The sequence below is a fragment of the Ruminococcus flavefaciens genome (genome assembly GCF_900119075.1).
Classification (GTDB): Bacteria; Bacillota; Clostridia; order Oscillospirales; family Ruminococcaceae; genus Ruminococcus; species Ruminococcus flavefaciens_Q.
On sequence record NZ_FPIP01000001.1, the window covers coordinates 446,551 to 469,177 of the forward strand.

Annotated in this window: 23 protein-coding genes and 1 other RNA gene; 8 read left to right on the forward strand and 16 right to left on the reverse strand. The window is 43.4% G+C overall.

The features are described from left to right. Positions 1 to 4: 4 nt before the first annotated feature. Genes BT105_RS02000 through BT105_RS02015 form a run of 4 tightly spaced genes read right to left on the reverse strand, consistent with a single transcriptional unit; the run spans position 5 to position 1,556 of the window. Complete coding sequence (locus BT105_RS02000; RefSeq protein WP_072299155.1) at positions 5 to 502, reverse strand: hypothetical protein; 498 nt, start codon at positions 500 to 502, stop codon at positions 5 to 7. Further along, positions 465 to 959 (reverse strand): GNAT family N-acetyltransferase, encoded by a 495-nt coding sequence (locus BT105_RS02005; protein WP_072299156.1) that lies wholly within the window; start codon positions 957 to 959, stop codon positions 465 to 467. The genes BT105_RS02000 and BT105_RS02005 overlap by 38 nt, the downstream gene beginning before the upstream one ends. Further along, on the reverse strand, positions 956 to 1,348 hold the full coding sequence (locus tag BT105_RS02010; protein ID WP_072299157.1) for a cytidine deaminase: 393 nt from the start codon (positions 1,346 to 1,348) through the stop codon (positions 956 to 958). Before BT105_RS02010 ends, BT105_RS02005 begins: the two co-directional genes overlap by 4 nt. Positions 1,349 to 1,352: 4 nt before the next feature. Beyond that, on the reverse strand, positions 1,353 to 1,556 hold the full coding sequence (locus BT105_RS02015; RefSeq protein WP_072299158.1) for a DUF896 domain-containing protein: 204 nt from the start codon (positions 1,554 to 1,556) through the stop codon (positions 1,353 to 1,355). Positions 1,557 to 1,684: 128 nt separating this feature from the next. Here BT105_RS02015 and ymfI point away from each other — a divergent pair, with 128 nt between their 5' ends. The 4 genes from ymfI (at position 1,685) to BT105_RS02035 (ending at position 5,506) form a co-directional block, all read left to right on the forward strand. After that, positions 1,685 to 2,389, forward strand: coding sequence for an elongation factor P 5-aminopentanone reductase (ymfI, locus tag BT105_RS02020; protein WP_072299159.1), 705 nt, complete (start codon positions 1,685 to 1,687; stop codon positions 2,387 to 2,389). 11 nt (positions 2,390 to 2,400) lie between these two features. Next, the gene (locus tag BT105_RS02025; RefSeq protein ID WP_072299160.1) at positions 2,401 to 2,985 is read left to right on the forward strand and encodes an HD domain-containing protein; all 585 of its coding nucleotides are present in this window, start codon (positions 2,401 to 2,403) and stop codon (positions 2,983 to 2,985) included. Between the two features lie 183 nt (positions 2,986 to 3,168). Beyond that, positions 3,169 to 5,106, forward strand: coding sequence for an LTA synthase family protein (locus BT105_RS02030; protein ID WP_072299161.1), 1,938 nt, complete (start codon positions 3,169 to 3,171; stop codon positions 5,104 to 5,106). 10 nt (positions 5,107 to 5,116) lie between these two features. Further along, complete coding sequence (locus BT105_RS02035) at positions 5,117 to 5,506, forward strand: thioesterase family protein (protein WP_072299162.1); 390 nt, start codon at positions 5,117 to 5,119, stop codon at positions 5,504 to 5,506. A gap of 35 nt (positions 5,507 to 5,541) precedes the next feature. On the opposite strand, the gene BT105_RS02040 is transcribed toward BT105_RS02035, so the two are convergent. Then, a complete protein-coding gene (locus tag BT105_RS02040; protein ID WP_072299163.1) occupies positions 5,542 to 7,005 on the reverse strand; it encodes a S1C family serine protease in 1,464 nt (487 codons plus the stop codon). A 961-nt stretch (positions 7,006 to 7,966) separates the two neighbouring features. Between BT105_RS02040 and BT105_RS02045 the strand changes: the two genes are divergently transcribed. Beyond that, entirely contained in the window at positions 7,967 to 8,257 is a 291-nt protein-coding gene (locus BT105_RS02045; protein WP_072299164.1) for a DUF1292 domain-containing protein, read from the forward strand. Between the two features lie 87 nt (positions 8,258 to 8,344). Further along, positions 8,345 to 8,529: non-coding RNA, 6S RNA (gene ssrS, locus BT105_RS02050), on the forward strand. Between the two features lie 50 nt (positions 8,530 to 8,579). Here the strand turns inward: ssrS and nrdG are convergent. From nrdG to BT105_RS02065, 3 genes are all read right to left on the reverse strand, one after another. Further along, positions 8,580 to 9,080, reverse strand: a complete 501-nt coding sequence (gene nrdG / locus BT105_RS02055) for an anaerobic ribonucleoside-triphosphate reductase activating protein (RefSeq protein WP_072299165.1) — start codon at positions 9,078 to 9,080, stop codon at positions 8,580 to 8,582. A 9-nt stretch (positions 9,081 to 9,089) separates the two neighbouring features. Continuing rightward, on the reverse strand, positions 9,090 to 11,408 hold the full coding sequence (locus BT105_RS02060; RefSeq protein ID WP_072299166.1) for an anaerobic ribonucleoside triphosphate reductase: 2,319 nt from the start codon (positions 11,406 to 11,408) through the stop codon (positions 9,090 to 9,092). Between the two features lie 246 nt (positions 11,409 to 11,654). Continuing rightward, the gene (locus BT105_RS02065) at positions 11,655 to 12,506 is read right to left on the reverse strand and encodes an SGNH/GDSL hydrolase family protein (RefSeq protein ID WP_072299167.1); all 852 of its coding nucleotides are present in this window, start codon (positions 12,504 to 12,506) and stop codon (positions 11,655 to 11,657) included. Between the two features lie 228 nt (positions 12,507 to 12,734). On the opposite strand from BT105_RS02065, the gene BT105_RS02070 reads away from it, so the two are divergent. Further along, positions 12,735 to 13,064, forward strand: a complete 330-nt coding sequence (locus tag BT105_RS02070; RefSeq protein ID WP_242940066.1) for a zinc ribbon domain-containing protein — start codon at positions 12,735 to 12,737, stop codon at positions 13,062 to 13,064. Between the two features lie 42 nt (positions 13,065 to 13,106). Further along, the gene (gene pyrE, locus BT105_RS02075) at positions 13,107 to 13,760 is read left to right on the forward strand and encodes an orotate phosphoribosyltransferase (protein WP_072299169.1); all 654 of its coding nucleotides are present in this window, start codon (positions 13,107 to 13,109) and stop codon (positions 13,758 to 13,760) included. 35 nt (positions 13,761 to 13,795) lie between these two features. Here the strand turns inward: pyrE and BT105_RS02080 are convergent, their stop codons facing one another. The 8 genes from BT105_RS02080 to BT105_RS02115 all read right to left on the reverse strand — a co-directional run bounded on the left by BT105_RS02080 (position 13,796) and on the right by BT105_RS02115 (position 22,622). After that, positions 13,796 to 14,959 carry an aspartate-alanine antiporter-like transporter gene (locus BT105_RS02080; protein ID WP_242940067.1) on the reverse strand — a complete coding sequence of 388 codons (1,164 nt, stop codon included), beginning with the start codon at positions 14,957 to 14,959 and terminating at the stop codon, positions 13,796 to 13,798. 117 nt (positions 14,960 to 15,076) lie between these two features. After that, positions 15,077 to 16,678, reverse strand: a complete 1,602-nt coding sequence (locus tag BT105_RS02085; protein ID WP_072299171.1) for an FAD-dependent oxidoreductase — start codon at positions 16,676 to 16,678, stop codon at positions 15,077 to 15,079. A gap of 14 nt (positions 16,679 to 16,692) precedes the next feature. Then, entirely contained in the window at positions 16,693 to 17,376 is a 684-nt protein-coding gene (locus tag BT105_RS02090; protein ID WP_072299172.1) for a 4Fe-4S dicluster domain-containing protein, read from the reverse strand. A gap of 15 nt (positions 17,377 to 17,391) precedes the next feature. Beyond that, positions 17,392 to 18,219 carry an FAD/NAD(P)-binding protein gene (locus BT105_RS02095; protein ID WP_072299173.1) on the reverse strand — a complete coding sequence of 276 codons (828 nt, stop codon included), beginning with the start codon at positions 18,217 to 18,219 and terminating at the stop codon, positions 17,392 to 17,394. Continuing rightward, on the reverse strand, positions 18,219 to 19,238 hold the full coding sequence (locus tag BT105_RS02100; RefSeq protein ID WP_072299174.1) for a 4Fe-4S dicluster domain-containing protein: 1,020 nt from the start codon (positions 19,236 to 19,238) through the stop codon (positions 18,219 to 18,221). The genes BT105_RS02095 and BT105_RS02100 overlap by 1 nt, the downstream gene beginning before the upstream one ends. Then, the gene (locus BT105_RS02105; RefSeq protein WP_072299175.1) at positions 19,238 to 20,209 is read right to left on the reverse strand and encodes a 4Fe-4S dicluster domain-containing protein; all 972 of its coding nucleotides are present in this window, start codon (positions 20,207 to 20,209) and stop codon (positions 19,238 to 19,240) included. The genes BT105_RS02100 and BT105_RS02105 overlap by 1 nt, the downstream gene beginning before the upstream one ends. Continuing rightward, a complete protein-coding gene (locus BT105_RS02110) occupies positions 20,194 to 20,640 on the reverse strand; it encodes a hydrogenase iron-sulfur subunit (protein ID WP_072299176.1) in 447 nt (148 codons plus the stop codon). Before BT105_RS02110 ends, BT105_RS02105 begins: the two co-directional genes overlap by 16 nt. Continuing rightward, on the reverse strand, positions 20,631 to 22,622 hold the full coding sequence (locus BT105_RS02115) for a CoB--CoM heterodisulfide reductase iron-sulfur subunit A family protein (RefSeq protein ID WP_072299177.1): 1,992 nt from the start codon (positions 22,620 to 22,622) through the stop codon (positions 20,631 to 20,633). The genes BT105_RS02110 and BT105_RS02115 overlap by 10 nt, the downstream gene beginning before the upstream one ends. Between the last annotated feature and the right edge of the window lie 5 nt (positions 22,623 to 22,627).

Consider the following 22,627-nt stretch of genomic DNA (forward strand, 5'->3'; position numbering starts at 1 on the left):
AATATCAGTATCTTTTATCAGCAGGTATCAATGACATAAAGTCTCTGTACTCGCCGTGCCAGCCTACAGGAACAAAATTCTCAAAGTTTTCAGGCTTTGGGAACTGAGAATACATGGCATTTCTGTCAAAATCAATGAATAGAGCTGCGTCGTAATCCTTTTTGCGGTCATCGTGGGCGACCATGCGGAGAAGTCTGAGTTCATCGGCTGAATATCTGCACTTGAACAGATGTGCAAGGAAATTATTTGCTGTGAAACCGTCTATGACCTCGATATTCCAGCGCTTTTCGCAGAATTGCTCATAGGTTCCGATGTCTATTTCAAGCTGTTCTTTTGTTTTGCCGCTCTTTTTGTACGCAAGCTCCCAGACGGAATACAGCTTTTTATAATCCATTTTCCATAGATTCTTCGGGGTGACATACCATTCAAAATGTCTCTTGAACATTACTCCGACTACTATATTTTCACCGTATTTCGGCAATAACTTCTCTATCTGTTCCATAATTATCGGAAAGCTCCTTTTCAAAACATATCATATCACACAATTGAACACCTGCTTCGTATATCGGGTGATCATAGTTATCAATAAAAAAGTTCTTGATAACGCCGCATTTCCTGAAGCCGCATTTTTCATAAAACGGAACGGTCAGCGGACTGTCCCCTGTTCCGAGTATCAGCTTTCTGAATGCTCCTGCGAACCTGTTCTCTATAAATAAAATAAGTTCCCTGCCAAGTCCCTGACGCTGAAATTGTTCTGCTACAGCTATATTTTTCAGCTCAAGGGTAAAATCTCCCTCGTCGGTAACTACGCAGACTGCACATACCGTATCGTCTTTTTTCATTACATAAAGCCTGCCGCGGTCAAGGTATTTCATTATCATTTCTTCCTGCTCATCGCCCAGCAGAAGAAGCTCCATATAATCAGTTTTATTTGATGTTATCTCATAAATGCGGATCATTTCATGCTGTCCTCGTTGAAACGCTTGGGCAGGAAATCGGAGAGGCTGTGTTCGCCGTCGGAAAGGATTATCCTGAAGCTGTCGCCGCAGAATTCGCTTAATACCTGTAAGCAGGCTCCGCATGGAAAGCATGGCTTGGAGAAGTCATCGTTTCCGCTTCCTGCAATAGCTATGGCTTCAAAATCGGTATATCCCTCGGAGACTGCCTTAAATACGGCGGTACGCTCAGCACAAATAGTCAACGAGTAAGAGGCATTTTCAATGTTGCAGCCTGTAAATACCTTGCCGTCAGATGTGAGAAGAGCTGCTCCCACAGTAAAATGGGAGTAGTTAGAATATGATTTTTTGGCAGCCTTTACAGCAGCTGCATAGAGCTCGTCATTGCTCATGTACTCACCTTCCCTTGCCTACCTTATGCTTTTTGCCGTCGGGCGTCATTATGTATGTGTTTTCAAGCTGTGCAGCGAGATTACCTGTTACAGCTCTTCTGTATTCGTTTCTTAGCTCAGTCTGCTCAGCTTTTTCGGCTTCTGTAAGACCTTCTGATTTTGATTTGCGAGCAAGCTCGTTGATACGATCGATTTTTTTCTGATCCAATTTAAACACTCCCAGATTAATATATTTTATATTGTAACATGGATTCTCAGTAATTTCAAGTATTGGACTGGATTTTTTAGCTTCTGTATGCTATAATTATAAATATTATCGTTGATAAGGAGAAAAATATGAAAAAGGCACTTGTTACAGGCGGAGCAGGCGGTATCGGTGAAGCGATATGCCGACGTCTTGCGGCTGACGGATATTTTGTATATGTAAACTACGCTCATTCGGTTGAAAAAGCAAAGAAAATCGCAGAGGATATAGGCGGAGACGCGATCTGCTTCGATGTTTCAGACGTTAATGCCGTAAAAGAAGCGTTCAGCATTATCGGAAAGCTCGATCTTCTTGTAAATAATGCAGGAGTTTCGGATGTTGACCTTTTTACATCGATATCTCAGGATTCAGCCGATAAAATACTGAATATAAATCTTAAAGGAGCTATGAACTGCGCAAGAGCTGCTCTGCCATATATGATTAATGAAAAATCAGGCAATATCATCAATATTTCTTCAATGTGGGGGCAGTGCGGAGCTTCCTGCGAGGTGGATTATTCTGCTTCAAAGGCAGGAATGATCGGCTTTACAAAGGCACTTGCAAAGGAAGTGGCTCCCTCGGGAATACGTGTGAACTGTGTATCTCCCGGATTTATAATGACGGAAATGAACAGTCGATTCTCGGACGAAGATCTGGAGCTTATAAAGGAAGATATCCCGCTCGGGATATTCGGTGAGCCACGCCATATCGCAGACGCAGTTGCATTTCTTGCATCGGGAAGCGCTGAATACATTACAGGTCAGGTTCTTGCTGTAAACGGCGGAATGGTGATTTGAGGTGATTATATATGAAGGAAAGACTGGAAAAGCAGATCAATTTTATATTGGAACTGGACAAAATGAAGAATCTGTACCGTCAAACTTATGTGCTTCACGAGAACAGAAAAGAAAACGATGCAGAGCACAGCTGGCATATCGCAATAATGGCGATATTGCTGTCTGAATATGCAAATTCGGATATAGATTCTGCTAAAGTAATAAAAATGCTGCTCCTGCACGATATTATTGAGATAGATGCAGGCGATACATACTGCTATGACTCTGTCGGAAACTCCACTAAGGCTGAGCGTGAGGAAAAAGCAGCGCAAAGAATCTTCGGACTTCTGCCTGAAGATCAGTGCACAGAATTTTATAGCCTTTGGCGCGAATTTGAGGACAGTGTTACTAAAGAATCTCGATTTGCAGCTGTTCTTGACCGTTTGCAGCCACTTATGCTCAATTACACCAAAGGCGGCATTTCATGGCAGGAACACGGTATACATAAGGAACAGGTGTTAAAAAGAAACGAGAATTACTTCAGTGAAGCTGATGAGCTTGCGGAGCTTATTAAGTCGGTCATTAATGATGCGGAAAAGAAAGGCTGGCTCAAATAGCTGTGCGCAAAATGCACAAATTTCATCTGCTGTTGCCGTACACTATTACTAAAGCGCTGAATTTCGTGAACAAACGGTGATATTTCTTTTGATAACTTGAAGTTTATGGCGTATTATGTTATATTTATAATGTTAGATAATATAAATACCAGTATTTGTGTTTGAAAAAAGGATGATAACAGTATGAATAAAAAAACAAATGTGAATGTCAGCGTATCTGATGAAAAGGATAAAAAGACGTTCATAAAAGATATAAATGATCCTATTGAGGCTGCTATTGAGCCAGTATCTGAAAAAAAGGAGCATTTTTCGGGTTTCAAGGGATTTAAACAGAAGCGTGAGGATAATACTGATAAGTATCATAAATTCAATTCGTTTCTCATGCTCATTTTCCCTATTTTTATCTGCTTTATGGCTGAGATCAATCAGGGAAAGTACATAAAGCCGTTTCTTGTTTTTGCAGCGGACCGACCTACTGTTATTCTGTTTGATATTCTGCTGACAGCAGTCGTGTTTGCTTTCTTTCTCGGTCTCTTCAAAAAAGGCTGGATAGCTATGCTTGCTCATAGTATTTTATATATGGCGCTGAGTACGACCGAGCTTTTTAAATACGGAACTAACGGAAATCATCTTATTCTTTCCGATATGAAGCTTCTGAGAAGCGTTAAGAGCCTTACTTCATTTGCTTATATCAAGATAACTCCGAGGCTTCTTATCTATTATGCCATAGTTTTGCTTTTTGTTATTGTGGCTATGTACTTTAACCCAAAATTAAAAGCTACTCCTATGCGCAGAGTGGCTATTTGCTGCGGCTGTCTGCTGCCTTTTGCTGCACTTGTGGTCCTGCCTGCATTTTATAATCCTGTATACAAGACTTTCAAGGTGGATACAACGAGCGCAACAAACGCATTCAAGCTCAATGAAAAATTTGATAATAACCGTTTTCTTGCCTTTCTTGTTCAGACTGCAAGTGAAAGCTATTCCAACAGAATAGTTGTTCCTGAGGATTATAGCGAAGAATACATTGATGAAATCATGGATATCCCTGTTGATACAGACGAGGACTTCAATGGCGGCAAAAAGCCTAATGTTATCGTTATAATGAGCGAATCATACGCTGATTTCCGCGCTTTTGACCAGCTCAGTATCGATAAGAAGTACTATCAGAAATTCGACAATGCTATATCCGAAGGTCAAGGCGGAATCGCTATTACTCCTACTTACGCAAGCTGGACTGTCCGTTCTGAGTTTGAGCTTCTTTTCGGTCTTCCTGTAAGAGGTCTCAATACTCCTAATATGCCGCAGAGAGAGCTTGCTGACCGTGCACAGCCTGCCCTTGCTCAGTATTATAAGGCATGGGGCTACAATACAGTTTATGTTCACCCATTTCAGAGTACTTTCTACAGCAGAGCGAGAATATATGGTCATTTCGGCTTTGAAAAGATGATATTCCACGATGATTCAACCCAAACTACTGATTTTACTGTTCCTGTTGAGCATTTCGGTACATATGTGGACGATTCGACTGTTTTTAACCAGATAATCGCAGAGATCAAGTCTTCAAAGAAGCCTGTTTATCTTCATACTACAACAATGCAGAATCATCAGCCGTATAATCAGGGCGAAGATCCTGACGATGAATTCGGCAATTATCTTACATGGATAAGCCATACAAATGACGGGCTTGAGGAGTTTCTCTCCGAGCTTAAGGACATAAAAGAACCTACACTCGTGTTCTTTGTCGGGGACCATTTCCCGTCACTCAGAGGCGAAACAAGTGTATACAATCAGCTCGGTCTCACAGGTATGAACTGCGATACTCTTTACCAGCAGAAATACTTCTTCTGGAGCAATTATGACGCTGATTTTTCTTATATTCCCGAAAACGAAGTATCGTTCTTCTATATTCCGTATGTCATTCTCAATATTATCGACGCTCCCAGAGATGCGTTTATTGAGAAGATGAACGAGTACATGGAAACATTACCTGTATACTCAAATGAATATAACAGCGAGATACCAAGAAACGAGGAACTTGATATTCTTACCCTTGACAGAGTTGTAATGGAAGAGTATTCACCTTCGCCTATTCCCGAAGAAGAACTGACTACTCAGGATTAAGGAGAAAACTATGAAAGAACTTACAAAAGGAATCACCGGAACATCTGAGCTGACTGTTTCAGACAGCGAGCTTGCAGTAAACGTCGGCAGCGGAAGTCTTGAAGTATTTGCGACACCTGTAATGGTAATGCTTATGGAAAAGGCTGCTTGCAGCTGTATCTCTGAATATCTTGAGGGCGATGAAACTACTGTCGGTACTGAGATGAATGTGAAGCATATATCTGCAACTCCCAAAAAAATGAAGGTGTGTGCGGAAGCTGAGCTAACAGAAGTAAACGGCAGAGAGCTTGTATTTTCCGTGAAGGCTTATGATGAAGCAGGCGATATCGGTGAAGGAATCCATAAGAGATTTCTGGTTTACGGCGAAAAATTTACTTCTAAAACTTACTCAAAGATATAAAATAAAAAGTTCACTCTTGCGAGTGAACTTTTCTTTTAGTTTTCTGAAGTGTTTGGATCGCTTTTGGGATCCTTCAGATCTTCGGATACGTATTTTGCTTCCTGCAGCGTTACTTTTATTCTGATATCTCTGCCGTTTCGGGATACCGTAATTGTAACCGTGTCTCCTGCTTTGTACTTATCTCTTATTTCGTTGAGTTCCTGAGCAGTTGATACGGCCTCTCCCTCAATATCTATAATTACGTCGCCGATCTCAATACCTGCAAGATCAGCAGCACTTCCCTCCTGAACAGTTCTTACGTAAACTCCCACAGGAATATTCCAGTAACGCGACTGAGCTTCGCTTATATCGTTTGTTGTGATACCGATCTGAGGTCTGCCTGTAACGTATTTATAGTTGATAAGGTCATCTATTATTGATTTAGCTTCCTTTATCGGGATAGCAAAACAGAGACCTTCTACACTTGCCAGATTGCTGCTGTAGCTTGTTGACATCTTTGCGGAGTTTATACCTATTACCTGTCCGCAACTGTTAAGCAACGGACCGCCTGAGTTGCCACTGTTTATTGCTGCATCTGTCTGGATAAGATTCATTTTTCTCGCATTTATGTCGATTTTTCTGTTCAATGCGGAAACGATTCCGCTTGTAACCGTTCCGAACAGGTCGAATCCGAGAGGATTGCCGACTGCGATAACAAGCTCGCCGACTCTCAGTTCGTCACTGTCTCCCAGAACAGCTGGCTTCAAGCCTTTTTCATTTACTTTAAGGACTGCAATATCAGTATCGGGATCATAAGCGATAATACTTGCTTCGTGCTCTGATTCATCGCTGAACAGGACAGAAACCTCTGTAGCCTTGCCTGCTTTATATTCCTCGTCGTAAACTACGTGAGAATTTGTAACGATATATCCGTCTTCAGATATAATAAAGCCCGTTCCCGTTGCTCTGAACTGCTGCATTTGCGGCTGAGGATTCCAGCCCCATATGCTGAAAGGCTGCTCCTGTTCGTACTCAAATGTAGAAGCAACCCCTACAACTGACGGCATAATAGAATCAACTATATCGGGGAGTGGTTTTGCGTCCGACCTTGAAGCGAGCTCTATCAGACTTGGCAATGGTTTCTTATCGGTATCCTTTGGCTTCTCTTCATCGACTATTTTTGTAACTGTGCGTGATGGCTCACCAGTGTATTCGGCTACCAATTCGTCTTTGGTAACGCTTAAAAACTTATATACCTTTACTCCACAGGCGCATAATACTGCAACTGCGAGAACTGCAACTGCGCTCCTTAGAATAAGATTTATCTTCTTTTTGGAAGATTTTGAAGAGTTTTCAGATGTAAATGCATATGATGAACCTGAATCGTAGCTTGTTTCATTACTGTTTGATCTGTAGTCAAAAGAATTTTCTATATTGTCAGATGAGTTGCCGCCAAATATACCACTTGATCTATCGCCGCCTGAGGAGATATGATCCCTATCGTTGTAATTGTCTGACATACTGCTCGTCCTTTCTGCATAAAGTCACTATTTTATATTATAAACATTTTTGTGATAAATATATGATAACATAAAGAAAAATACAAATTTATATGGCTTGTATCTCTATATTCAACAGAAAAGCCCCGACAGACTTACATCGGGGCTTAAGCTATTCTGTTTGTTAATAATATAAAGCGACTTTCATCACTTTGCTAAATTACCCTTTGGACTCACCCTTTCGGATTAGATATTCAATGTGTACCACTTTTTCATGTACATCATTCCTTTTCTTCAAAAGTAATTAAGCAATGTAGTTTTTCTCCATTGGAATCACCTATAAAGTTGTATTTATCCGATCTGATCCTCGGATAGTTGCAATTTCATAAAGTAATAACCTATCTTCTCATTGGACTCTACCTCTTGTGAAAGATTTTTTTCGCAATATATCTAAAGACTCATTGTCGAAATTTCAGATAACTCTGTATCTAAATATATTGGACATGAAGCCGTTTAGATCAGCAATACGTCAGCCTTGTAATCGAATTATAAAGCCATATTGAGCTATTTTCAATGGAACAAGCACGAAGCCTATATTCCCTTTTTCACTGAATCCAATTACTCAGCAAGCCCGCCGGCTTCACGCAGCTGTGCGAACTTTTCTTCCATTGGACTCACACTCCCTTCCGCGTATTATCATTTACATTGAGGCTTTCGCCTCAGTCCAAGTAAATACAGCTTGGATCGCTCATCTGAGCTCTCCTTTTCTTTGATTATATATTACCACATTTCTTGTGCATTGTCAATAGAAATCACATAATTATCACGAAACTTTAGTGTAATTCGGCGTATATCACAATGAAAGTTACTTCCCATTGACAATTTTATCAATAAACTTATTACTCAATTTCCCTCTTGATTTTTTTAATATATTAGTGTATAATTAAAACATCAAATAGCGTAAGCTGGAATGGAGATTATTATGTCAGAAATGAATGAATACACCCCCGACCTCTTTGAGCTTATCGATGAGGAAGGGAACAAAAAACAGTTTGAACTTTTTGATTGCGCAGAGATCGAGGGTGAGCAGTATTTTGCTATGCTTCCTGCAGTTGAAGATGATGATTTCCTTAACTCCGACTGCGAGCTGGTTATTCTTAAATCCATAGAAGAGGACGGCGAAGAAATACTTGCGTCAATTGATGATGACGATGAGTTTGAAACAGTTTCTGCATTCTTTATGGAAAGATTACAGGACGCCCTTGAAGAATAAGACAATTTCATCAAATTTTAATAATTTTACATAGATTTGCTATTGATTTTTTGAAATCTTTATGGTATAATAGATATAGAAAAAGAAAATATTCTGCCTTGTTCGGGTAAATATAGTTTTTATAATCCAACACATAATTCAAGGGAATTCAGCTCCGTATGTGGACTGCAGACCTCCCGCTTTGCGGACGAAGGGAGCGAGAAGCATAAGGGCGGGTACCCACCTGCTTCGTGCGGGTTTTATGCACTATATGACGGCAAGGCGGATTTTTTTACCCAACTAAAAAACGGTTTCCATACATCGGAAACCGTTTTTTTTATTATTATGGTTCTGCTTCGATTGCTTCGCCTTTTTTCAGACTCTCATGACAGTTGATATACCTCTGGTTGGAGCTTCCACGGAATTTTATCTCCCAATCCTTTTGTTCAAGGATGAAAGGTCCGTCGATAAGAAAATCGGTGACTTCAAGGAGCTCGCCCCAGTGGTTCTGAGTGCGTTCTTCAAAAAGCTTTTCAAAAGTATAGCCTGTATAGGTTATTATATCAAGTCCGAGCTTTTTGATCTCCTTGCCGAGAACGGAAAGAGCTTCTGCCTGACAAAATGGCTCTCCCCCACTGAACGTAACACCGTCAAGGAGCGGATTGCCTTTTATTTTTTCGAGAAGTGCTTCTGTTGTAGTAACAGTTCCGCCCTCGAAATCGTGAGTCTGAGGATTATGGCAGCCCTTGCAGTTATGAGGGCAGCCCTGTACAAATATAGTAAATCGTATTCCGGGACCGTCAACGATCGAATCGTTGATAGTTCCCGCAATTCTGAGTTCCATTATATCACCTTACACATCATGCTTGACTCTGTCGCGCTCTTCTGCACGCTTACCGTTGTTGAAGCGGTCAAGTGTACCAACAAGATAGCCTGTGATTCGGCGTATTCTGTCGAATGCAACGTTGTTTGAGTGCTCTTTTCTTCCGCAGCAAGGACAAGTCTCGCCGATGATACCTGTGTAGCCGCAGCAAGGATCACGGTCTACAGGGTGATTGATAGCGCCGTAGCCAATGCCTGATTCCTTCATGCAGCGAACTATCTTTTCAAATGCGCTGAGGTTCTCAAGCGGATCACCGTCAAGCTCGATATAACTGATGTGACCTGCATTTGTGAGCTCATGGTAAGGAGCTTCTATCTTGATCTTCTCAAATGCACTGATAGGATAGTAAACTGGTACGTGGAATGAGTTTGTGTAGTAGTCACGGTCTGTAACGCCCTCGATAATGCCGTACTTCTTGGCGTCCATACGTACAAAACGACCTGAAAGTCCTTCGGCAGGAGTTGCAAGAAGTGAGAAATTGAGACCTGTTCTCTTTGACTCTTCGTCGAGACGCTTTCTCATGGAAGAAACTATCTCAAGTCCGAGCTCGCGGGCTTCTTCGCTCTCGCCGTGATGAGCGCCGATAAGAGCCTTTAAAGTTTCTGCAAGACCGATGAAACCAACGGAGAGAGTACCGTGTTTAAGTACCTCGCCTACTGTGTCGTCAGGACCAAGCTTGTCGGAGTCTATCCATATACCCTGTCCCATAAGGAATGGGTAGTTTCTTACTCTCTTCTGAGACTGGATATTGAATCTGTGCATGAGCTGGTCGATGACGAGCTCCATTTTTTCCTCGAGCATTTCAAAGAAAAGACCAACATTGTGATCTGCCTTGATAGCAAGACGAGGAAGATTGATAGATGTAAAGCTGAGATTTCCTCTGCCTGTAACTATCTCTCTTGAAGGATCGTAGTTGTTTCCGATAACTCTTGTACGGCAGCCCATATATGCGATCTCTGTATCCGGATTGCCCTCCTTGTAGTACTGGAGGTTGTATGGTGCGTCGATGAAAGAGAAGTTCGGGAAAAGACGCTTTGCAGAAACTCTGCAAGCGAGCTTGAATAAATCATAGTTAGGATCGGTAGGATTGTAGTTGATACCTTCCTTGATCTTAAATATATGTATCGGGAAGATAGGTGTCTCTCCGTTACCGAGACCTGCCTCCTGAGCAAGAAGTACATTCTTGATGACCATTCTTCCTTCAGGAGATGTATCTGTACCGTAGTTTATAGAGCTGAAAGGTGTCTGTGCGCCTGCACGGCTGTTCATAGTGTTGAGGTTATGGATAAGTGCTTCCATAGCCTGATAAGTAGCTCTGTCGGTCTCTTTTTCAGCATTTCTTGTAGCGAAAGCCTGAATTTTCTCCGCAGTTTCCTTATCGGTGTACTTCAGCAGAAGATCCATTTCCTTTTCTTTGTAGCCGTTATCGTTTGCAAGAGTTGGCTTGAGTCCGAAGTTTTCTGACATTTCTTTCTTTATTTCGTCTACTGCTTCAAACTCGTTCTCTACTCCGCCTATCAGAGAGAGAGCTCTTGCGACATTCTGTGTATATCTTGACGCATATGTTTTCTTTACGCCGTCAGCCATTGCATAGTCAAATGTAGGTATACTCTGTCCGCCGTGCTGATCGTTCTGGTTGGACTGGATAGCGATACAGGCAAGAGCAGAATAGCTTGCTATATCGTTTGGCTCTCTAAGGAAGCCGTGACCTGTTGAAAAGCCATTGGTGAACAGCTTGTGCAGATCAATCTGAGTACAGGTAGTAGTCAGAGTATAAAAGTCGAGGTCGTGTATATGAATATCTCCCTCGCGGTGAGCCTTTGCATGGGCAGGCTCAAGGACATACATTTCATAGTATTCCTTAGCTGATACAGAACCGTACTTGAGCATAGTACCCATTGCTGTATCGCCATCTATATTAGCGTTCTCACGCTTTATATCACTGTCTTTTGCAGGACTGAAAGTCAGCTCGTTAAGTACGCACATCAGATTGGTCTTCATCTCACGTGAGCGTGTACGCTCATAACGATAGAGAATATATGCCTTTGCTGTTTTTGCGTGACCTTTTTCGATAAGAACTTTCTCGACAAGATCCTGAATCTCTTCAACAGTTGGAGTTTTATTAGGGTTCTGTTCCTCGTATAGTCTGCACACCTCAACTGCAACATCCATTGCAACGTTGAAATCTGTACCCCCGCGAGCCTGTGCAGCCTTAAAGATAGCGTTTGCGATCTTTTCTATATTAAAAGGAACTTTTCTTCCGTCTCTTTTAATAATGTGGATTATCATTTCTTTATCATACCTCCAAACACAATATATAGTGTCTCTCTTTCAATCGTTCTTTATAAGTATAGAACATAATTCATAGATTGTCAATGTAGGCTTTAGACAACTAACCAGAAAAAATTACACTTGTTTTTGGAGGAAATGTGCATAAATCATTTATAAAATGGACTTTTAGCGATATTTCGAGCTTTGAAAAGGTCTACAGATAGTAAATCGGTCAAACACTATATATAGTGTTTGACCGAAAAATTATACAGTATGACAAAGCACGTAATCAGCAATGGTTTTATATGCTTTTTCAGTAAGAGCTCCTGACTCTGAGTCAATAAATTCTTTTGAAATATTTCCGTCTACTCCCTTGAGAGCTGTGTTGGTATCTATGCAGTAAACGTTATTTGTATTAGCAATTGTTAAAAGCTTTGTATTGAATTCGTTTATGACGCCGTTGTCGATAGCACTTCCCTCTCCTGACGGCGGCAGCTGCATGATATAGATATCTGCGCCGGTGAGATATCCTCTTACATTTTTTACAAACTCGGTATAGTTTGAGATCATATCGTCTACAGAAGAGGTACCGATGTCATCTCCAAGCATGATATAAACCTTTTCAGGCTTTTTGGTCTGCAATATTTCGTAGGCTGTCTTTGTTCCGTATGAGGAATCCATTGTATATGTGTTGCAGTTTGCAGCACCAAGCTCGCCGCTGCCGATTATATCGGTAAGTCCTGTATACTTTCCCATATCTATGAGAGTATTATCGGTCACAAGGCAGCATGAACCAAGATACGAAGCGTCCTTGGGCTGAGACTGACCAATAGGATTTGTCACAGATGAACCGCTCTGCTGAACGTTCTGTTCAGTGTCAGCTGAGCCGCCTGAGCTTTCGCTGTTCTGTTCGGCAGACGTTTTATCTTCGACAACTACATTTTCAAATTCATCGCTAAAAAAGTTTTCGTTAAAGTTTGCGGCTACCATATAAAGAATGAAGCAGGTTGCAAATGAGAGCATAAAAATAGTGATAAGTCCACAGAAGCTGAATCTTATCTTTGGTCTGCCACGCTTTTTATCTGAAATACGTGTAATACTTTTCTTTTTAGCCATATTAACTCCTGATATAATAAAGCGCAGACCTGTTTCAAAGGATTATGCGCCGTGATTTGCCGTTGCGGCAGTTATTAATATTATACCTCTTTTTCCTGATGTTTGCAAGACTTTTAAGAAGTTTTATTTTATTTTTGCGTATCAGCTTGAATTCTTCTCCAAAATAGACTATAATAATACTATAATGTTTTAAGGAGGGATGATCTGTTGTTCCATTGCGGCAAACCGATGATGAAAGGCTGTTTTAAAATTGAAAAGCGCGGTATTCCAACAAAAGGTGCTTCTCTTGAGTATCCTGTTTCGACGTTCTATGACGGAAATAATAAGATATGTGAAGTTCCTGTTGATAAGACGCTTGGATATTACTGCACAGAGTGCGGTATGCTTATCGGAGTTTTTCCTGTAACTCACCCAACCGGATTTGCAGGGAAATACAATCAGGATATCGACGATAAAATTGATGTTCTGCCTAAAAAGATATGCATCGAGTGCGGCGCAGAGATCGACGTTGATTATCCTCGCTGTCCATTTTGCGGTCATATCTATGAGGCAATATAACAGCATAAAACGATAATTATTTACATAACGGAGGTATATACAATGACTTACAAGGAAAGCTTTATTAAGTTCATGGTGGACTGCGGAGTTCTTACATTCGGTGAATTTACACTTAAGAGCGGCAGAAAGGCTCCATACTTCATCAACTGCGGAAACTACAAAACAGGTGCTCAGCTTGCTAAACTTGGCGAGTATTATGCGGAGTGCATAAATGCTAATCAGATACCTGTTGATACCCTCTTCGGACCTGCATACAAGGGAATCCCGCTTGCTGTATCAGCTGTTGTAGCTCTCAGCAACAAGTTCGGTATCGATGTTTCCTACTGCTTTGACAGAAAAGAAGCCAAGGATCACGGCGAGGGCGGAATGTTTGTTGGTAAAACTCTTACCGATAATGAAAAGGTCGTGATCATTGACGATGTTATGACTTCAGGAAAGGCTCTCCGTGAGTCTATGCCAAAGCTTATGACTGCCGCTGATGTAAACGTAACAGGTATGGTCATTACTGTTGACCGTATGGAAAAAGGTACGGGAGAGCTTTCTGCTGTTCAGGAGGTAAAGCGTGATTTCGGCGTTATCGTATATCCTATCGTTACAATGGAGGATATTATCGAGGCTATAAAGAACGATATTGTTCCGGGTAAGGAATACCTTGATAAAATGCTTGAGTACAGAGAAAAGTACGGTGTGAAATAAAAAAATCAGCGCTTCCGCAATGGAAGCGCTATTTTTTACTTGAAAAGTATTATCAGGAACTGTGATACCAGAACTACCGATATAAGAGCTACAGGATAGGTTGCTGCATAGGCAGAAGCAACATTTTCTGTTCCTGCTGTACTGATAAGAGTTCCGAGGGCGGGTGTTGAAGTCATACCGCCTGTGATTGAGCCGAGGTTATTGAGAAGACTGAGTTTAAGAACATATTTAGCGAACAAATAGCCGATCACCATAGGAAGTACGGTCATTATTATTCCATATATAAAATATACTGCGTCAAAATACTGAACGAACTTAGCTCCGCCAGAAACTCCTGCGCCGATAAGAAAGAACATGAGTCCAAGCTCACGGAACACTTTGAGTGTTGAGTCCTTTGGCATTATGGAGAACTTGCCGATGCGTCCGAAATGTCCGAATATAAGAGATACTAACAGACAGCCGCCTGTTGTTGACAGTGAGAAATTGCCGAATTTGAATGAACCGATGATGATTCCGAAGAAAGCTGCCATAGCAAAAGGCATGATTCCGAAGCTGTCCATTTCGATGGGCTTGAACATCTTCTTTTCCTTGGTATCTTTTTTGACTGTAGGTGCGAGAAGCTCTCTTTCCTTTGCCATATCAGCTTTTGTGAGCTTTGGTATTATCTGAACAAAGAGAACAACGCCGATTACTCCGAAGATATATGCAATAGCATAGCCTACTGAAACGATACTCTGGAGATGGTCGTTGCCGACTGCGTCCTTAGCAGCCGAGAATCCCGGAGTGCTTGTAAGTGCTCCTGAAAGGATACCTGTCAGCATAGCAGTGAATTCCTCGTTGTTAAGGTCGGTAAAGTTCCTGCCAATCATTATGCAGCCTGCACAGGCAAGTCCGCCGCTGAGTATGATGATTATTGCAAGGATAACGTAGGACTTGAAGTTTTTCTTGAAGTTTCCGAAGAAATTCGGACCTGCAATAAAACCGACTGCTGTAACAAAAAGTATAAGTCCAAGGTTGTCAACTATTTTCAGCGCATTTCCTACAAAGTCGGTATTTATCTCATTGGAGAGATTCTTATAGAAAATACATCCATAAATAAGAGCTACGATGAATACGCCTGCTGTTCCGAGAGAAATGCCTTTTATTGTTATTCTGCCAAGAATATAACCGAGAGCGGCTATGGCGATAACTGATATCATAAGGAAGGAAACGCCGTGAATTGACAGAATTCCGTTAAAACAATCCATTATTTATCACTTAACTTTCTTTTATAATATACATACTTACGGGACGCTTTTTACGGCGTCCCGTAATTTTTATTTCTTTCTTGCGTAATGTGGGAGAAGCATTGGTGAAGCTGTATTGCTTGCAGCGCCTGCTGCTTCGAGCTCCTTGTTGAACTTCTCGATATGAGCAAGTGTGAGCTTTGCAGGAGCAGCTGTCTCCTTAGCCTTTGCGGCTGCATAGATACCTGCGTTTCTGCCGAATACGATAACATCAAGGAGTGAATTGCCCATGAGTCTGTTTCTGCCGTGGATACCGCCTGCTACCTCGCCTGCTGCATAGAGGTTCTCAACTCCTGTAGCGCAGTCGTCGGAAATCTCCAGACCGCCGTTCTGATAGTGGAGCGTCGGGTAAACGAGGATAGGCTCCTTGCGGATATCAATGCCATACTTGCCGAACATTCTCATCATGGCAGGGATACGCTTTTCGATAGTGCCCTCGCCGTTCTTGTACTCTATCATAGGTGTGTCGAGCCATACAGCCTTGCCGAGGGAAGTTTCGATGCCCTTGTCACGCTCGGTACACTCGCGGATAATTGAAGCTGCTGTAACGTCACGAGTCTCAAGTGGGTGCATGAATACATCACCGTCGATATTTACAAGCTTAGCTCCCAGTGAACGAACCTTTTCGGTAACGAGAGCACCGAATATCTGCTCGGGATAGCCTGTACCCGTCGGGTGATACTGAAGTGTATCAGCATAAAGGAGCTTTGCGCCTACACGATAGCCGAGGATAAGTCCGTCAGCTGTAGCACCGTAATGGTTTGAAGTCGGGAAACCCTGATAGTGAAGTCTGCCTGCACCGCCTGTAGCGATAATTACAGTTTTTGCCTTGGCAACGAGGAGCTCCTTTGTCTCCATATTCATGAGAACAGCGCCTGCAGCTCTGCCGTTTTCATCGAGGATTATCTCGATAGCAGCTGTAAAGTCGATAACAGGGATACCGCGGTTGATGACTTCATCGCGGAGAGTACGCATTATCTCAGCGCCTGAGTAGTCCTTTGCTGCGTGCATTCTCTTTCTTGAAGTACCGCCGCCGTGAGTTGTTACCATAGTGCCGTCAGGCTCTTTGTCGAACTCAACGCCAAGCTTGTTGAGCCACTGGATAGCTTCTGGAGCCTTTGTAACCAGCTTCTTTACAAGCTCGGGTTTTGCAGCGAAATGTCCGCCGCCGAAAGCGTCGAGGAAATGTATAGCAGGAGAATCGTTTGGCTTATCAGCAGCCTGAATACCGCCCTCAGCCATCATTGTATTAGCGTCGCCGATACGAAGCTTTGTAACTATCATAGCCTTAACGCCTGCTTCATCAGCTTCGATGGCAGCAGAAGCGCCTGCGCCGCCGCCGCCGATAATAAGAACGTCTGTCTCATAATCAGGAGCGGTAAGGTCAACGTCAGAAGCGCTGATACGGCTTTTGCCCTGTAAAAGCTCAGCGAGCTGTGTAGGAACTTTGTCGCCCTTGTTTACGCCGGCGGAGAGAACTGTGAACTCCTCCTGCTTGTAATCGGGGTGAAAATGAGCGAGAAGCTCGTCCTTTTCCTCTGCTGTCATACGTCTGGGTTCAAGAGCAGCATTTTCGGCTCTCTTAGCTGCAACTACTTTTGCAAGCTCGTTAAGTTTATCAATCTTGTACATACTCTCTCCCCTCCTTACTTCTCGATCTCACGGTGGTTGTACATATCTTTTATTTCTTCGATATTGTCAACAGCCTTAGTCATGAGCTCTTCGATCTCCTTATCGAAGATACCCTCGTTTACTTCCTTTACTCTGTCGGAGAGATGTCCGCACTCAGGCTCTATGTATTTGCCGTTGAGACGTCTTGCGAGCATAGCTACCTGTGGGTGGGAAATACCTGCAGGACATCGTGAAGAACATACGCCGCACATTACGCAGTCAAAGCTCTCCTCTGCACACTTATCGTACTCGCCTCGCTGAGCGTATGCGATATACTGCATAACGTTGAGTTCCTGAGTACAAGCCTTTGTACAGGCATTGCAGCCGATACAGCTGTATATCTCAGGATAAAGCTGCATCATTATCTGCTGAGTCGGCTTTATTTCTTCTATATTGTAGGTTCTCTTTTCAAGTGGGAAGAAGGGCAGTGTTGCTACATACATTCCCTCCTGAACCTCTGTCTGACAGGCAAGACAGCCGTGAAGCTCTATCTCGCCTTTTATTCTGTATATGGTAGCACAGGCTCCGCAGAAGCCGTTGCGGCAGCCGCAGCCTCTTACAAGCTCATAGCCTGCATATTCCATAGCTGTCATTATTGTAAGACCTGCGGGCACTTCGTATTTTTTGCCAAACAGGTAAACATTCAACATATTATCCATGCGAGTATCTCCTTATTAATATTCGTCGGGCAGTTCGCCGAGTTGATCAAAGCGGAAAACAGGACCGTCCTTGCAGACATACTTGTTGCCGATATTGCAGCGTCCGCACTTGCCTACTCCGCACTTCATACGAAGCTCCATAGTGGTATATACCTGAGTTTCCTTGAAACCAAGTTCTTTAAGTCCTGCAAGAGTGAACTTTATCATTATCGGAGGACCGCAGATAAGCACAGTCTTGTTTATGGAAGGATCAAGCTCCTTTACATAGTTAGGAACGAAGCCTACATGACCGTCCCAGCCCTCCTGCGGATTGTCTATGGTAAGGTTTACTTCAATACCAGTGTCATTCATCCACTCGTCAATTATCTCTTTATAATCAACAAGGTCGTCTTTAGAACGTGAACCGTATATAATCTGTACATCACCGTAATTAGCGCGGTTATCGCGTACATAGTTAATGACCGAGCGGAGCGGAGCAAGACCGATACCGCCTGCGATGAACAGGAGGTCCTTGCCTTTAAGGTCTGACTCTACAGGGAAAGCGTTTCCGTAAGGTCCGCGGATAGTTATCTGCTGACCTACGTCCATAGCGTGGAGCCATGTTGTAAGACAGCCGCACTTCTTTATGCTGAACTCCATGAATTCCTTGTTTGTAGGAGAAGATGTTATTGAGAACATAGCCTCTCCGACACCGGGAATCGAGAGCATTGCGCACTGTCCGGGCATATGCTCGAAAACCTTGCCGCCCTCGGGAGAAACAACTCGGAATGTCTTTACATCGGGAGTATCCTGTCTTATATCGGTAACTACACCAATGTAAGGTATCAATGTATCATTATTCATCACTTTACCTCCAATGCTTTCATTACCTTGACGATATTCATGGATATAGGACATTTTGCAAGACATCTTCCACAGCCGACACAGCCGAATTCTCCGTTGTTGTTTGCTGGAAAGTACACAAGCTTATGCATGAATCTCTGGCGGAAACGCTCAAGCTGAGTAAGTCTCGGATTACCGTGAGCCATTTTCGTAAAATCAGAATACATACATGAGTCCCAGCAGCGGAAACGCTTTATGCCGTGACCAGTGTTGAAATCCTTGATGTCGTAGCACTGACAGGTAGGGCACACGAATGTGCATGTACCGCAGCCGAGGCAGCTCTCTGAGAGCTCTCCCCACTTATCGGAATTGAAGTACTCGTTGAGCTTATCGCCGCCGAAATTATCGGTAGTAAGATTTGCAAGAGGAAGTTTTTTGAGTATCTCTCTTGTCTTAGCGCGAACAGCTTCAAGCTTTGCTGTGTCGCCGTCTTCAAGAAGAGAAGATATCGAGTCGATGAACTTCTGTCCCTTTTCGTTATGAGCCTCGATGAATAAGCTCTCTCCGTCACTGTAGCAGGCGGCGTCGCCCTCAGGAGCAGCTGCATCAATGCCGAAAGTGCCACAGAAGCAAGTCTCGGTAGGACGGGTACAAGCCATAGTTACGACTGTACCGTGATCGCGGCGGTTCTTATAATAGCTGTCAACAGGCTCAGCAAGGAACACCTTATCAAGTATTGTAAAGCTTCTTGCGTCGCAGGCGCGAACTCCGAATATTACGAAATCCTCGGATTCCTCACGTACATCAATGACTTCGATGTTTTGGCCTTCCATTTTGAAATCAACGAGATTTTCGGTCTGTGGGAAGAAGAAATCCTTTGCACTGCGCAGAGTATTGAGAGCGCTGCTGAGCTTCATGCCGTTTTCGTACTTCTTGTACTCAGCCGCACCGTCCTCACGGTCAACGGGAATATAGAGAGTCTGTGAAGCTGAGATAGCTTCAAAAAGCTTGTCAAGCTTATCAAGTGATATCTTAAGCATTATTCAACTCCCCTTTCATGTACTACGGTCGTTTCGCAGTCGTCCTGCTTGTAATCGTTGAGAGGAGCGCGTGATGTAGTATCCTCGCCTGCCTGATACTCGCCGTAAAGTGAATTGATGTCCTTTATGAACTTGCGGTTCAGGAGGTGAAGTGGAATATGCTGTGGGCATACTCTTGAGCATTCGCCGCAGTCTGTACATCTTCCGGCAACGTGGAATGCACGGATTATATGGAACATATTCTCCTCAAAGCTGTCAGCAGGAGCCTTGTTCTCTACACCTGAGTTCGGGTTATCGAATACGCACTTTTCACAGGTGCAAGCTGGACAGACGTTTCGGCACGCATTACAGCGTATACACTTTGAAAGCTCTCCGCGCCAGAAGTCGTAGCGTTCCTGAGCGGTCATATTTTCAAGCTTCTCGACCATATCGAAGCGATTTGAGTCGAGGACTTCGCCCTCGTCACCTATGAGCTCGTCATAGACAACGTGCTTTTTGCTCTTGCAGGTCGCGCACTTATCAAGGATAGCCTCATAGAAAGGCATTGTCTCCTCGCCGTAAACGGTATCTATTTTCAGAGTGTAATTCTCGTTCTTTACGCCGAGTATGCCTGTAATGCCCTTGGCCTTTATCTTTTCAGCGTCGAGCTTAGGACCTCCGGGGATACCAACGATGTAAACGTTCTCGCGTACAACTCTGTGCTCCTTAGTGAGCTGATTGAAGCTGTATGTATCGCAGGGCTTTAGAAAAGCAAGTATCTTGCCTTCTTTTTTGCTCTCCTTAACGAGGTACTTGGATACATTTGCAGCTGTAAAATCGTCAAAAACGAACTCTTTTTCAAGTTCCTCGGCAGTTTCAAAAACAGCAGGAGTTATATCATAAGCGAATTCTCCCCTTTTCCAGCCGATAACGCGGTCAACAGTACCGTCAGCCAGAAGCTGTTTTGCCTTATTAATCATTGCTTCCTGCATCTCAGGTCCTCCAATCTGCGGTTTGGTCCAAGCTTTCTTACAGCCTCAGTGAATTCGTTCATGGTAGCAGCAAACTTAGCGCCTTCTGCTGCCGATACCCATTCAACTCTTGTTCTGTCGCGCTCTATACCGAGGAAATCAAGCATACTGAACAGAAGTGTCATTCTTCTTCTTGTGAAGTAGTTGCCTGATGTATAGTGGCAGTCTCCCGGGTGGCAGCCGCAGAGGATAACTCCGTCAGCGCCGCGCTGGAAGGCTCTGAGAATAAACATGGGATTTACTCTGCATGAGCAGGGCACTCTGATTATCTTAACGTTTGTAGGATAATTAAGTCTGTTAGTGCCTGAAAGATCGGCTCCTGCATAGGAACACCAGTTACAGCAGAACGCAACGATCAGCGGCTGAAAATCTTTATTATCATTTACTTGCATATTGCGTCCACCTCCGACATGATCTGGCTGTTAGAGAAGCCGTTGAGGTCCATAGCTCCCGACGGACAAGCAACTGTACAAGCGCCGCAGCCCTGACATACGGCAGGATTAACACTTGCAACTCTGCGGATAGCAGTGGTTCTGTCGGGCATTCTGAATTCCTTGTCAATATATGTGATAGCGCCGTAAGGGCATACCTTTTCACATGACGAGCAACCGTTACACATGAGCTCGTCAGAATGAGCGACACATGGGTTGCAGGTTATGCTGTTCTTAACAAGAAGTCCGATAGCCTTTGCGGCTGCTGCACTTGCCTGCGCAACAGTTTCGGGGATATCCTTTGGTCCCTGACAGGCACCCGAGAGGAATATACCTGCGGTAGCGCTTTCTACAGGACGGAGCTTCGGGTGTGCTTCTGTAAAGAAGTCATTTGTGTCCATCTGAGTTGTAAGCATTGTTGCCAGCGGACGAGCTGTCTTGTCAGGCTCGATAGCTGCTGCAAGAACTACCATATCTGCGTCGATATGGAGCTGTTCGTTTGCCAGAAGATCAGAAGCCTGTACATCTATCTTTCCGTCTGAGCGAGGTGTTACCTTTCCTACCATGCCCTTGATGTAGTGAACATTGTACTGCTCAACTGCACGGCGGTAGAACTCATCGAAGTTCTTACCTGGGGTACGGACGTCGATATAGAACACGTAAACATCGGTATCAGGATATTTTTCACGGATAAGCATAGCGTGCTTGGCAGTATACATACAGCATATCTTTGAGCAGTATGGCTTGCCCTTGCTGTCGTCACATCTTGAACCCACGCACTGTACGAATACTATCTTGTGAGGGTGAGTTTTATCGGAAGGACGAAGCAGTGTGCCGCCGTTAGGACCTGCGGCGTTCATAAGTCTTTCAAGCTCCAGCGATGTAACTACATCGGGGCACTGATTATATGCAAACTCATCGTACTTGTCAAGCTTTATAGGATTGAAGCCTGTAGCAACTATGATAGCACCGTACTGCTGCTCGATTATCTTGTCCTCCTGCTTGTAGTCGATAGCTCCTACAGAGCATACTGACGAACAGATACCGCACTTGCCTTTCTGAAGCATCATGCAGTAGTTAGGATCAATAGTTGCCACCTTCGGAACTGCCTGAGCAAAAGGTATGTATATAGCTGTACGGTTATCAAGTCCCATATTGAACTCGTTGGGGACTTTCTTCATGGGACATTTTTCTGTACAGAGACCGCAGCCTGTACATTTTGTCTCGTCAACAAAACGAGCCTTTTTCTTTATCTTGACAGTAAAGTTGCCCACAAATCCCTTAACATCGGCTACTTCGCTGAATGAGTGTATAGTGATATGCTCATTCTGTGAAGCTTCTACCATTTTAGGTGTAAGGATACAAGCTGCGCAGTCAAGTGTCGGGAAGGTCTTGTCAATCTGAGCCATTTTACCGCCGATAGTAGGATTCTTTTCCACGATATCAACATCAAAACCTGCTTCTGCGATATCAAGAGCAGTCTGTATACCTGCGATACCTCCGCCGATAACGAGAGCACGCTTTACAACAGGGCTTTCACCTGCTGTCAGAGGCGAATTGAGATGAACCTTAGCAACTGCTGCCTTTCCGAGTATAATAGCCTTTTCTGTTGCAGAAGCGATATCCTTGTGTATCCATGAGCACTGCTCGCGGATATTTGCTATCTCAACGAGATATGGATTCAGACCAGCACTTGCAGCAGCCTTTCTGAATGTATTCTCATGCATTCTCGGCGAACATGAACATACAACCACACCTGTGAGGTTATGCTCTTTTATTGCGTTCTTTACGAGGTTCTGTCCCGATTCGGAACACATATACTGATAGTCCTGAGAGATAACAACTCCAGGCTCATGCCCCAGCGCTTCCGCTACGGCTTTGACGTCTACTGTTGCAGCAATATTAGTACCGCAATGACAGACAAAAACGCCTATTCTTTTCATGGTGC